11 protein-coding genes are annotated in these 12,071 nt (G+C 62.5%); 6 read left to right on the top strand and 5 right to left on the bottom strand.

Annotation, left to right across the window (positions count from 1 at the left end):
* Positions 1–28: 28 nt before the first annotated feature.
* The 4 genes from ACYYKW_RS04025 to ACYYKW_RS04010 form a co-directional block, all read right to left on the bottom strand.
* Complete coding sequence (locus tag ACYYKW_RS04025; RefSeq protein WP_464989479.1) at positions 29–739, bottom strand: glutamine amidotransferase; 711 nt, start codon at positions 737–739, stop codon at positions 29–31.
* A 37-nt stretch (positions 740–776) separates the two neighbouring features.
* Positions 777–1,829 carry a 2Fe-2S iron-sulfur cluster-binding protein gene (locus ACYYKW_RS04020; RefSeq protein WP_464989478.1) on the bottom strand — a complete coding sequence of 351 codons (1,053 nt, stop codon included), beginning with the start codon at positions 1,827–1,829 and terminating at the stop codon, positions 777–779.
* A 5-nt stretch (positions 1,830–1,834) separates the two neighbouring features.
* The gene (locus ACYYKW_RS04015; protein ID WP_464989477.1) at positions 1,835–2,797 is read right to left on the bottom strand and encodes an AurF N-oxygenase family protein; all 963 of its coding nucleotides are present in this window, start codon (positions 2,795–2,797) and stop codon (positions 1,835–1,837) included.
* 156 nt (positions 2,798–2,953) lie between these two features.
* Complete coding sequence (locus ACYYKW_RS04010) at positions 2,954–4,168, bottom strand: MFS transporter (protein WP_464989476.1); 1,215 nt, start codon at positions 4,166–4,168, stop codon at positions 2,954–2,956.
* A gap of 261 nt (positions 4,169–4,429) precedes the next feature.
* Here ACYYKW_RS04010 and ACYYKW_RS04005 point away from each other — a divergent pair, with 261 nt between their 5' ends.
* On the top strand, positions 4,430–5,728 hold the full coding sequence (locus ACYYKW_RS04005; RefSeq protein WP_093096534.1) for a serine hydroxymethyltransferase: 1,299 nt from the start codon (positions 4,430–4,432) through the stop codon (positions 5,726–5,728).
* 30 nt (positions 5,729–5,758) lie between these two features.
* Positions 5,759–5,923, top strand: a complete 165-nt coding sequence (locus tag ACYYKW_RS04000; RefSeq protein WP_172833232.1) for a hypothetical protein — start codon at positions 5,759–5,761, stop codon at positions 5,921–5,923.
* Here the strand turns inward: ACYYKW_RS04000 and pdxR are convergent.
* On the bottom strand, positions 5,920–7,416 hold the full coding sequence (pdxR, locus tag ACYYKW_RS03995) for a MocR-like pyridoxine biosynthesis transcription factor PdxR (protein WP_464989475.1): 1,497 nt from the start codon (positions 7,414–7,416) through the stop codon (positions 5,920–5,922). The genes ACYYKW_RS04000 and pdxR overlap by 4 nt on opposite strands.
* A gap of 134 nt (positions 7,417–7,550) precedes the next feature.
* On the opposite strand from pdxR, the gene serC reads away from it, so the two are divergent.
* From serC to ACYYKW_RS03975, 4 genes are all read left to right on the top strand, one after another.
* Positions 7,551–8,633 (top strand): 3-phosphoserine/phosphohydroxythreonine transaminase, encoded by a 1,083-nt coding sequence (serC, locus tag ACYYKW_RS03990; RefSeq protein WP_464989474.1) that lies wholly within the window; start codon positions 7,551–7,553, stop codon positions 8,631–8,633.
* A gap of 124 nt (positions 8,634–8,757) precedes the next feature.
* A complete protein-coding gene (locus ACYYKW_RS03985; RefSeq protein WP_093096547.1) occupies positions 8,758–10,011 on the top strand; it encodes a benzoate/H(+) symporter BenE family transporter in 1,254 nt (417 codons plus the stop codon).
* On the top strand, positions 10,011–10,853 hold the full coding sequence (locus ACYYKW_RS03980; RefSeq protein ID WP_464989473.1) for a YggS family pyridoxal phosphate-dependent enzyme: 843 nt from the start codon (positions 10,011–10,013) through the stop codon (positions 10,851–10,853). Before ACYYKW_RS03985 ends, ACYYKW_RS03980 begins: the two co-directional genes overlap by 1 nt.
* A 23-nt stretch (positions 10,854–10,876) precedes the next feature.
* Positions 10,877–12,058: an acetylornithine/succinylornithine family transaminase gene (locus ACYYKW_RS03975; RefSeq protein WP_464989472.1), complete on the top strand. Its 1,182-nt coding sequence runs from the start codon at positions 10,877–10,879 to the stop codon at positions 12,056–12,058.
* Positions 12,059–12,071: the final 13 nt, after the last annotated feature.

Here is a 12,071-nt window from a genome sequence, read left to right as displayed (position 1 = left end):
AATGCGCTGGGCAGGTGCCCGATCGCTATCAGTGTTTTATCGGGGTGCCCAGGTTGTTCAGCCAGGCCCGCATGACGTGGCTCGCGGCGCGGGTCAGGCGGTCGCCGAGGTGAAGGGCCTCGCTGCGCAACGCAACAGGGTCGATGCCGGCTTGTGCCAGCTCGCTGGCATGGCCGACCAGCCATTGCTCGATGTTGGCGGTATCGGCTTCGAGGTGAAATTGCAGGCCGAGAATCGTGTTGCCCACGGCGAATGCCTGATGCGCACCTACCGGGGTACTGGCCAGCAGCACAGCGCCTTCTGGCACATCGAACTGGTCACCGTGCCAGTGCAGCACGGGGGTGTCCATCAGTGCGGCGAGCGGCGAGTCTTGACCGGCCGCGGTCAGGGTCAGCGGTGCAAAACCGATCTCCTTGACCCCCATCGGGTAGACGTCGGCCTGCATGGCCCGGGCGATCAATTGCGCACCGAGGCAGATGCCCAGCAGGGGATTGCCGGACGCAACGCGCTGGCGCACCAGTTTCAATTCGTCGTGCAAAAACGGATACAGCTGCTCGTCATAGGCTCCAATCGGGCCGCCGAGTACGATCAACAAGTCGGCCTGCAGCACCGGCTCGCTGTAGATGGCGTCGACCGTGGGGTCGAGGTAAATCAGCGTATAGCCTGCTTCGGCGAGAACGGTATCCAGGGTGCCAACGTCTTCGAAGTGAATGTGGCGCAATGCAATGGCAGTTTTCATGGAAAAAACCAGTTGTTGAAGTAAGGAGGTTACGTGTTCATACCGTGGTGGAGAGGTCGACCTTGATCGTCCCGGATTGCGGGAAGGTGCAGCAGGCGAGGGCGTAGCCGTCGTCCTTGTCTTTCTCCGTCAGGCAAAAGTCGGGTTCAAGGGTGTAGTGACCCTCCGATACTTTCAGCCGGCAGTGACCGCAGATGCCGGCGCGGCAAAGGCTGCGTACCTCGATGCCACCGGTTTCGAGCATCTCCAGCAAACTCTTGCCGGCGGCCGGCTCCAGCACCTGGTCGTTGTGGTTCAAATGCAGGCGCAGCGTCGCGTCGGCTTGAGCCTGCGGCTGAGCGGCGAAGGCCGGCGCGGCTGGTGGCGTGAATGACTCGATGAGCAAGCGGCTCGCGGGGAACATGCCCAGGGTGTGCTCGCGCATGCCCTGGGCGAAGCCATGGCTGCCGCAGATCACCACGCGGTCGGGGTTACCCAGCCGACTCAGGTCCTGGACCTCGGGGCGACCGGCGATGAAGTGTCCGTTGTTGTTAACCGCTTCGCGGGTTACGAACACCCGCAAGGAGAACCACGATGTGGTCAGCTCAAGCTCCAGCAACTCCTGTAGAAACGAAATCTCGGCGATGGACGGCACACACAGCAGCAGGCTCACATCGGGCACCGCCAATCCACGCTGCGCGCGCACGGCCAGACCCCGCAGCAATGCAATCGGCAAGGTGATGCCGATGCCGCCGGCGAGCATGCCGACCTGGCGGCAACCCAGAACCGACTCCAGCGAAATATCACCTGCGACAAACTGCATCGCGGTGGTTGAGCCGGCTTGCAGCGTAGCGTGCAACTGGTCCGAAACCCCGCCATGGCCTTCACGCTTGACCGCAATGTCGAACCGGTCAACGCCATGCTTGCGCGTGATCGAATACAACCGTTGGTGATAGATGCCCGCCATGTCCGCGGCGTGCAGGGCCACGTGTCTGCCTGCCTCCAGGCTGTCGAGGAATTCGACGGGGGCGTCCACCGCGCGCAGGGTGAAGACTTTTACGTTGGCCGTTTCAGTGCTTACGTGTTCGCACAGGGCCGTGAAGGATGCCATGCCGTTCATGCGCGGGCCTTCTCGCCTAGGGTTTCAATGGCATGCTCGGCACTGCTGAGGCCGTTGCCGGTCAAGCCGATCCGGTCTATCAGGGCTTCGAGCGAGTCGGTGTAGACGCTGATTTCGTTGTTATCGCCCACGTCACGCACGATCTCGCCGGCGTGGGGGAAATCCAGCATCGAAAACACGGTGGACCATGCGCCCATTTCGTTATTGGCGAACATCTGCACCGTGCGCAGGATGATCGCGCGCAGGTACTCGCGTTCCTTGCGGCTCAGGCCATTGACGATGTCGGAAGCGACGAAGCTGAAGACGCTGGAATGGCTCCACTCGTCCATGGCGTGGGTACGCGTGACCTCATGGCACACCGCCTGAGTGCTGGCGTCCTCGGCCATGGTCTTGAGGTAGTCGGTGATCAGCGTTTCGCTGGCACACGCGACGCCGAAACGGGTCAGGCGTCGCTCCCATTCGGCAGTGCAGTTGGCCAGGAGCGCCTCGCGCCAGGTCACCAGGTTGAACGCGCTGAAGTCCAGCGGGGTGAGTTTGCGCATGTCATAGATATAGTTGCAGGCCATGATGGACATGCGCGTGTGCAGGGCTTCGTCGAGCAGTGCCTGAGACATCACGTCTTGCAGCAGGGCGCGGTTGTTGCTCGGCGGCGGGGTCTTGATAATGTCCTCGCAGGCCGGCACGACCACATTGCATTCGATGTAGATAGTCTTGAGGTTGTAGATGCCCCACGCATAGGACAGGCATTTGGATTGCAGGTCCTGAGGGGCTTCGAGCCAGGCCTGGTGATGACGAAACGGTAACAGCGACAGACTGAAGTCGTGCTTGTCGGCATCGAAGGCGAGGCCCCAGTAGTTCGGTTGCGGGTTGTTGACGGCCGCGCGGGTTTTCCAGAGCGTGGAGAGTTTGGCCAGCATGTTTTTTACTACGTCATCGGTACCACAATTCAAACGTTCCATGTTTTAACTCCAAGGGAATCGGCTGTTGGTGTTGGGGTTTACCGTGCAGTCCTTGCAAAAATAACGAGTCCGCACAAGCGAGGGGTGCAGCGCAATAAATGCGGGACGGCGCCCTTCAAGTCTGCGGCAAAAACACCTGGCGGTTATTGATTCAGGTCACTTGAATGCCACTTGGAGGGCCGCCATTTTTCGGGTCCTGGCCATGGACCGCTCCTGTATCAGGGTCAGTACAACGGTCAGGCACATGAAGGCGGCGCTGGCCCAGAAAATGGCGTTGGGCTGATCTTGGTCGAGCAGCCAGCCGAACCCGACTGGCCCGATGGCGCCACCGATGTTGAAGCCGGTGGAGACGATGCCGAAGGTTTTGCCTTCGGCACCCTTCGGAGCAGCCGCCCGTACCAGCATGTCGCGGGACGGTGCGATTACCCCGGTCAGGAAGCCCGCAGCCCCCAGCACGATCAGCAGCGCGGGCTCGCTCAAGCGTGCGGTGGCGACCAGCAGCATCAGCACGGTGGCCAAGGCAAACGCGCTGGCTGCGACTACGCCATGGCGGCGAGTCCGGTCGGCCAAGGCTCCCCCTGCCAGCACGCCGAAAGCGCTGGCAAAGAGGAAGGCAGTCAACGCCGAGTTGGCCCAGGTCAAGGCCACGCCCTGGCCTTGCATCAGGGCGGCGACCGAGAACTTCTCGATCGCGCCGGTGCTCAGGTTCAGCAGCACGAACAACAGGGTCAGGCTGAGCACCATAGGCGAGAGCAGCGACAGGCGACTGGCGCCGCTGGGTGTCGGGTCTGCGGCGCGATACTCGCGAGTGACTCGGGCCAGTGCGGAGCCTGGGATCAACAACAGCGCCAGCACGAAAAAGCCCACCAGGGCGGCCGCCGCGAAGGCCATGGGCAGGTTGCTCGCCACCGCGATACTCAGCAAAAACACCGGGGCCACGGCCGCGCCAAGGAACCCGGCAAAGGTATGCACGGAGAACGCCTTACCGATGTGGGCGGGGTCAATGTGGCGCGACAGCAGGGCGTAATCGGCCGGGTGATAAATGGCGTTGGCGACACCGGCCAGCGCCATGCCGATCAACAAACAGGTGTAGCCGGGCAGGAGCGCAATCAGCAGGAAACTGCTGCTGCCCAGTGCCAGCGCGACGCACAGCAAGCGTCTGGCACCGTAGCGGTCCACGGCAAACCCCATGGGTGCCTGCACCAACGCCGTGACGATATTGAACAGGCTCAACGCCAGGCCCAGTTCCACATATTCCACGTTGAAAAAAGCCGGAAGCAGGGGGAATAGCGCCGCCAGCACCATGATGTGCAAATGACTGACAAAGTGTGCGGCGGCCACCTGAGGCAGCAACCCGATACGAATCGTCATGGCGAAACCCGTGTAGTGAGCATGGCAAATCCGGCGCAGAGCTTAATGAGGCGATGGTCTTGCGCGATAGTCCATTACCCATAAGGCCACCAGACCACTTTAAATGGCGGCGATTTCCTCACGGCTGCCCCCGCGCAGACGCGTGGCAAGGACTTTGGGTGCAGTGGTCTGCAACATCCGAGCGAACTGGTATGGTCGGCCGGCCCGTGGGCGGCTAGGGTAGTGCGGCGTGTTATCCGGGCGTTTACACAGGGAGTGACCATGCCGCATTTCGCTTATCAGGAGGGCCACGCGCTGCCAGGGGTCAGTGGCGTTGCGCTGCCGCAGGTGGACGGGGAGGTGTGGCGCGCCATTGACGCCGAGCGTCAGCGCCAGGTGCAGTCAATCGAGCTGATCGCCGCTGAGAACGTGGTCAGTCGTGCGGTGCTCGAGGCCCAAGGGTCGGTGCTGACCAACAAATATGCCGAGGGCTACCCAGGGCGTCGCTATTACGCCAGTTGCTGTAATGTCGATGCCATTGAAGAGCTCGCCATCGAACGGGCCAGGCAGTTGTTCAGCTGTGCCTATGCCAACCTGCAACCTCATTCGGGCAGCCAGGCCAACCAGGCGGTGTTTCTGGCGCTGCTGGCGCCAGGAGACAAGATCCTCGGCCTGGACCTCAAGTCCGGTGGGCACCTGTCCCATGGCGCAGCGTTCAACTTGTCCGGGCGCTGGTTTCAGGCCCTCAGCTATGGCGTGCACCCGGTGACCCACAGGGTCGACATGGATCAGGTCGAGCAGATCGCCCGACAAGAACGTCCACGCCTGATCATCGCAGGGGCCTCGGCGTACTCACGGGCGCTGGATTTCGCCCGGTTTCGCGCGATTGCCGACGAGGTGGGTGCGTACCTGATGGCCGACATTGCCCACGTTGCCGGGCTGGTCGCGGGTGGTGCGTATCCGTCTCCCGTGCCGTTCGCTCATGTCACCACCCTCAGTACCCATGCCACATTGCGCGGCCCGCGTGGCGGGATGATCCTGAGCAATGAGCAGGCCATTGCGCAGAAGATCAATGCGGCGGTGTACCCCGGCCTGCAGGGCGCAGCACTGATGCATATCGTTGCAGCCAAGGCCGTGGCGCTGGGCGAGGCATTGCAGCCGGCCTTCGGCGCATATGCCCACGCTGTGGTCGCCAACGCCCAAGCCTTGTGCGGCCGATTGGCTGAAGGTGGGTTGTTGGTGGTGTCGGGAGGGACCGACTGTCACCTGGGGGTGATTGACCTGCGGCCGTGGGGCCTGGTGGGCAATATCGCCGAGCGTGCGCTGGAGGCAATCGGTATTACCGTGAACAAAAATGTCGTGCCCGGCGATGAGGTCAAGCCTACCGTGACGTCCGGGATTCGTCTCGGCAGTGCGGCGTGCACTTCGCGTGGCATGGGGGTCGATGAATTCAGAGAGATCGGCGACATGATTCTGGCCATGCTCGGTGGCGTACGCAGCGGTGCCCTCGACGGCCGCACTGAACGCTCGATTCGTGAAGGTATCAGCGACCTGACCAAGCGTTTCCGGCTGCCGTATTAACCGTCTGCGCTTTTTTGCAAAGGAATTCCGATGTCCGACATCATCCCCACCGGCCGCCTGGCGGCTGCCCGCAGCTTGTTCACCACCGCCAAGCCGCAACCCGTCATCACGGTTGAACATTCCAGGCTGCCCCGGCGCTCACGGATGGTCGTCCAGGCCCAGCAGCTGCTGATGAACTATGCGCTGGGCCATTAGATTTTCAGGGCATTGGCCAGACGCAACATGGCGGCTTCTATTTCATACGCGGTCAGGGAGGAGTAACCCAGCAGCCAGCCCTGTTGCTTCGGTTCGCCCGCGTACAAGCCGCTGAGGCCGGACAGTTGCACGCCGGCAGTGGCAGCCTGGCGGATGGTTTTTTCCTCGGACCATCCGGATTTCAGCACGCAGGGAATTTGCAACCCGCCCGGCGGCAGTTCGGCGGTAACCACGGTGCTCAAGTACTTGCCGATGGCGTCGTGCATGATCGACCGGCGTCCGGCATACAGCTTGCGCATGGCCCGGACATGCGCGTTGTAATGGCCGTCCTCCATAAAGCGCGCCAGCGTCAGTTGCAGCGTTTGCGGAGTATGGCCGTCCATCATGCTGCGCGCATAGGCAAAGGGCTTCACCAGTTCGCAGGGCAGCACCATGTACCCCATACGCAGTCCGGGATAGAGGGTTTTGCTGAACGTGCCGATGTAGAGCGTGCGCTGGTACTTGTCCAGGCCTTGCACGCACGCCGTGGGTTGCCCGTCGTAATGGAACTCGCTGTCGTAGTCGTCCTCAATGATCCACTTGCCTTTTTGCGCCGCCCAATTGATCAACTCAAGACGCCGCTCCAGCGGCAATGTTGCGCCAGTGGGGTATTGGTGAGAGGGCGTGACATACACGCAATTGGCGCCGCTGCGGTCGGCGTACAACAGGTCGGTACGGATGCCCTGCTCATCGACATCAATGGGCATCACCTTGGTTTCAGCGATCTGGAAGGCCTTGCGCGCGCCATAGTAGCCGGGGTTTTCCATCAGGATCGGCTTGCCGGCGTCTACCAGCAATTGCGCGCACAGATACAACGCCTGGCGCGTACTGCTCAAGACCAGTATCTGGTCGGGGGAGCATTTGGCGCCGCGTTCGAGGTTCAGGTAGGTGGCGATCGCTTTGCGCAGGGGCTCAGCCCCTTGTGGATCGCCATGCAGCAGCACGCTTGCGCGATAGTCCTTCATGACCTGGCGTTGCAAACGCTCCCAGACATCCGTCGGGAAACTGCGGGTTTCCGGCAGGCCGGTGGCGAATGCCTTGATGACTTGCTGATCGCGCACGCCGCCGGTGTCGAAGATCATCCGCCCGCGTTGACTGAGTGCTGCGCCCGGTGCGGCGACGCTGCTCCTGATCTCCTGAGCCTTGAGGCGTCGGCGGCCAGCACCGCGCAATTCGACACCCACCGTGTCGCAGACGTAACTGCCGGCGCCTTCGCGGCGCACGATAAACCCGTCCCGATGCAACTGCACATAGGCGTTCTCAACGGTATCGCGGGCGCAGCCCAGTGATTTGGACAGCACCCGCGTGGCGGGCAGTTTCAAGCCGGGGCCGAGCGCGCCGTCGAGAATCAGCGCACGCAATGCACGCTGGATCCGCTGATGCAGATCCAGCAGCTGAAACTCAGCGTCGTTGAGGCGCATCTTCAGCGTTTCCAGCTCGAAGGTCTTGGTCATGTGGTCTGCTCTCTTTCCATGAACTGGCAGGTAAAGGCAGGCCAGTTTATCCGTAGACTCTGGCCCTCGCTACTGCGCCTTTACCTCGATTGATGACGCGAAGGCGAGCGTTCTCGAACAGGAGTTACTCAACCATGGCCAGGTCATACAACTTCAGTGCAGGCCCCACCGCGGTGCCGTTGGACGTCCTCACTCAGGCGCACGAGGAGTTTTTCGATTTTGCCGGCACCGGCATGTCCGTGATGGAAATCAGCCATCGTTCGCAGGTGTTCATGGCGGTGGCCCGTGATGCCGAACAGGACCTGCGCGATATTCTCGGGGTGCCGCCCGCCTACAAAGTACTGTTCCTGCAAGGCGGCGCCTCGTTGCAGTTCGCTCAAGTGCCGATGAACCTGATGGGCGATAAAGGCACGGCGGATTACCTGCACACCGGCCTCTGGTCAGGCAAGGCGATCGAGGCCGCGCGGCGCTACTGCGATGTGCGCGTGGTTGCCAGCGCCCACGCGTCCGGTTTCGACCATGTCCCCCCCGCCTCGGACTGGCGCCTTAACGCCGACGCGGCCTACCTGCACTACACCGAGAACGAGACGGTACACGGCGTGCAGTTCATCGACACGCCTGCGAGCGACGCGCCGCTGGTGTGCGATGCCTGTTCAAGCCTGCTGTCCAAGCCGATCGACATCGCCAGGCACGGGCTGGTGTATGCCGCCGCGCAGAAAAACATGGGTGTGGCCGGGTTGACGGTGGTCATCGTGGACCCGGCGTTGCTGGAGCGCTCCCATGCCTTTACCCCGGACATTCTCAACTACGCGCGCATCAGCGAAGCGCAGTCGATGCTCAATACCCCTGCGACTTTCCCCTGGTACCTCACAGGCCTGACGCTCAAGTGGATCAAGCGCAGTGGCGGTCTGCAGGCCCTGCATCAGCGCAATCAGGCCAAGGCGCGAATGCTGTACCGCGCCATCGATGAAAGTGACGGGTTTTATCGCAACTCAGTGCAGGCACCGTATCGCTCCATCAATAACGTGCCCTTGCGCTTGGCCGAAGTGGCGCTGGAGAAGATTTTTTTGCGGCAAGCGGAGCAGGCCGGCCTTAACGGCCTCAAGGGCCACGCCAGCGTCGGCGGCCTGCGCGCCAGCCTCTACAACGCCGTTTCAGTGCCCGCGGTCGAGGCGCTGTGCGATTTCATGAGCGCCTTTGCGCGTCAGCACGGCTGAGCCGACCACAAAAAGTGGTCTGGTCTGCTGCGTTAAAGCGTAGGGGTAAAACCCGCCATTCAATCGCTATAAATGACCGCTTACCAGCGGCCGGATGCAATCGTCCAGCAAGGAGCCAAGACCTATGTCATCTACTCAATCCCTCTCGTCCCTGCGTCTGCGGGACCTGCTGCACCCGGTGGTTGCCGGTTTGATTTCGGTGATCGTCAATTACGGCGGCACCTTCATCCTGGTGTTTCAGGCCGCCAAGGTCGCAGGGCTCAGCCCCGAGTTGACGGCTTCGTGGGTCTGGTCTGTGTCGATCGGCGTAGGGGTGACCGGGCTGTTCCTCAGTTGGATGAGCCGCGAGCCGATCATCACTGCCTGGTCGACCCCGGCGGCGGCATTTTTGATCGTCGCCCTGGCGACCACGCCCTACGCCGAGGCCATTGGGGCGTACATGATTTCGGCTGCAGCGTTCGTGCTGCTGGGCGTATCCGGTTACTTTGAAAAAGCCGTTCGCCTGATCCCGCCGGGTGTAGCAGCGGGCTTGTTGGGCGGCATCTTGCTGCAGTTCGGCATCGGTGCGTTTGCCAGCATGAGCCTCGACCCGCTTTTGGTCGGGGTGTTGATCGGTGCCTACATCCTGTTCAAGCGTTTGAGTGCGCGCTACGCGGTGGTCGGCATTCTGGTGCTGGGGCTTGGCTTTCTGCTGATGCAGGGACGCGTGGATTTCACGGGGCTGACGCTGGAGTTTGCGACGCCGGTGTTCACCCGCCCGGAGTTCTCGGTCAATGCGTTGTTGAGCGTGGCATTGCCGCTGTTTCTGATCACCCTCACCGGGCAGTACATGCCGGGCATGCTGGTGCTGCGCAGTGATGGCTTCAACACCAGCGCCAACCCGATCCTCAGCGTGACCGGGCTGGGTTCTCTGCTGATGGCGCCGTTCGGTTCCCATGCCTTCAACATCGCGGCCATCACCGCCGCCATCTGCACGGGCAAGGAAGCGTCGGAAGACCCGTCCAAGCGCTGGATCGCGGGCGTGGCTGCGGGCATCTTCTACATCCTGGTGGGGATCTTCGGCGTGACCCTGGCGGCGGTGTTCATGGCTTTCCCGGCGACCTTCATCACCACCCTGGCGGGGCTGGCCCTGTTGGGCACACTCGGCGCGAGCCTGGCCAATGCCATGGCGGACGTGAAATCGCGCGAAGCGTCGTTGATCACATTCCTCGCCTGCGCAGCCAATATCACCTTGCTGGGCATCGGTGGCGCGTTCTGGGGCCTGGTCATCGGCCTGGCCGCCTATGTCGTACTCAATGGGCAGTTGCCGCGTCGTGAAAAGTCTGCAGGCCCACAGGCCGAACCGGTTGCAGTGCCCACCAAGGGAGCGGCCAACTGATGCCTGCTCAAACCGAAGACCTCATCCTGCATGCGCGCCATGGTCGTTACCCACAGGCCGACAGTGTCGAAGACTTTCGCCGCAACCTGGCCGCCGTGCAGCAACGCATTGTCGAGGCGTGCCATCGGGTTGGGCGAGACCCGGCCGGTGTGCGCTTGCTGCCGGTCAGCAAAACCTTTGATGAACCTCATCTGCGTCTGGCCTATGCCGCCGGTTGCCGCCTGTTGGGCGAGAACAAGGTGCAGGAAGCCCAGCGCAAGTGGGAAGCCATGACCGACCTGCAAGACCTGCAATGGTCGGTGATCGGCCACTTGCAGACCAACAAGGCCAAGCAGGTTGCACGCTTCGCCAGTGAGTTCCAGGCCCTGGACAGCCTGCGGGTGGCCGAGGCGCTGGACCGTCGCCTGCGCATTCTGGATCGGCAGATGGACGTGTTCGTCCAGGTCAATACCTCCGGCGAAGCCAGCAAGTACGGGCTGGCGCCCGATGACGTGGCGGCTTTCCTCGAGGCAATGCCAGCATTCCCGACACTGCGGGTCCGCGGATTGATGACGCTGGCGCTGTTCTCGGCCGACGCGCTGCGCGTACGCCCTTGCTTCGTCCGGCTGCGTGAATTGCGCGATCGCTTGCGTCATTGCGCCCCTGACGGGGTGTCGCTGCAAGAGCTGTCGATGGGCATGTCGGGTGACTTTGAAGTCGCCATCGAAGAGGGCTCGACCGTGGTGCGCGTCGGGCAGGCGATCTTCGGTGCCCGAGCCATGCCGGATGCGTATTACTGGCCGACCGCCGATGTCCGCCCTCTCATTGAAGACACGTTGTTGTCGATCACACCCAGCCGCTGATCCCCCTCTACAGGAGGCCCGCAATGTCCGCTGCACCCGCTTACCTCATGCACACCTCAGCCCGCCAACCGGTTTCGTTCAGCCGAGGCCAGGGCGCCTCGTTGTGGGACACCGAGGGTGTTGAATATCTGGATGCCATCGCCGGTGTGGCGGTGACGAGCCTGGGCCATGCCAACCCCGAAATTGCCGCGGCCATCGCCGAACAGGCCTCGGTGTTACTGCACACGACCAACATGTTTCGCATCCCATGGCAGGAGCAATTGGGCGAACGACTGTGCCTGTTATCGGGCATGCAACGGGCGTTTTTCTGCAACTCCGGAGCGGAGGCCAACGAGGCGGCGCTCAAACTGGCCCGCCTGCATGCCAACACTCGGCAGGTGGCCCAGCCGCAAGTATTGGTGATGGAAAACAGTTTTCACGGGCGCACCCTGGCCACTCTCGCCGCCACCGGCAACCCCGCCGTGCATCGCGGCTTCGAGCCGCTGATGCCGGGCTTTGTGCGGGTGCCTTTCGACAACATCGAGGCGATTCGCCAGGTCGCGGCGCAGTCTCCCGATATCGTCGCGGTGCTCGTCGAGCCGGTGCAGGGTGAGGGGGGCGTGCACGCCGCCTCTGCCGGCTACCTGCAGGCCCTGCGCCAAGTGTGTGATGAACACGACTGGCTGATGATGATCGATGAAGTGCAGACCGGGCTGGGCCGCACCGGTACCTGGTTTGGCTTTGAGCATGCGGACATCAAGCCGGACGTCATTACCCTGGCCAAAGCGCTGGGCAACGGTTTCCCCATCGGCGCATGCCTGGCGCGGGGCAAGGCCGCCCAGCTGTTTTCCCCCGGCCACCATGCGTCCACGTTCGGCGGTAACCCGCTGGCTTGCCGCGTCGGCTGCACAGTGCTCGACATCATGCAGCGCGATCACATACCGCAACGCGCCGCTGCCTCGGGCCGCCGCTTGTTGGCGGCCTTGAAGCTGGCGCTGGGCAACCATCCCGAGGTGGTGTCCGTTCGCGGCATCGGCTTGATGATCGGCATTGAGCTCAATGGCCCATGCGCCGAACTGGTCGGTCGGGCCCGTGAAGAACAACGCCTGCTGATCACCGTCACACGGGGCAACACCGTGCGCCTGTTGCCGCCGCTGATTTGCGATGACGCACAGATCGACGACATCGCCGCGCGCATCACCCGCCTGCTGTCACCCGCCGCTTGAATTCTTGACCAAG

It is taken from the genome of Pseudomonas sp. 15C (genome assembly GCF_055484735.1).
The sequence above is the reverse complement of the archived record's forward strand: the minus strand, read 5'-3'. Positions and strand labels throughout refer to the sequence as shown.